The following is a 256-nucleotide window of genomic DNA, read 5'->3' on the forward strand; positions in this document are numbered from 1 at the left end:
GAGACCCGGATGCGGAGAAGGTGCGGCGGGCGGCTCGGGTCGTCGCGGTCTGGGTGGGCGCCTCGTCCGGGGTGATCGTCCTCGGAGGTGTGCTGATTCTTCACGCGGTGGTGCTGTCGTCGTCGCGCCGTGAGGGCGAGAGGCACGAGGGCGGGTGGGTCCCGGGTGCGGGTGGGGACGATTTCGTCGTCGACATCAGTGTTCTCGTGCCCCCCGGGGTCCTGCTCGGTGCGGTGGGGGAGCGGTTGCTGGCCGT

1 pseudogene is annotated in these 256 nt (G+C 71.5%); it reads left to right on the forward strand.

What is annotated here, in order from left to right:
- Nucleotides 1-256 (forward strand): annotated as a pseudogene (locus tag KVS71_RS17845) (sensor histidine kinase); the annotation flags it as partial.

It is taken from the genome of Microbacterium sp. GbtcB4, assembly GCF_019091465.1.
Classification (GTDB): domain Bacteria; phylum Actinomycetota; class Actinomycetes; order Actinomycetales; family Microbacteriaceae; genus Microbacterium; species Microbacterium paraoxydans.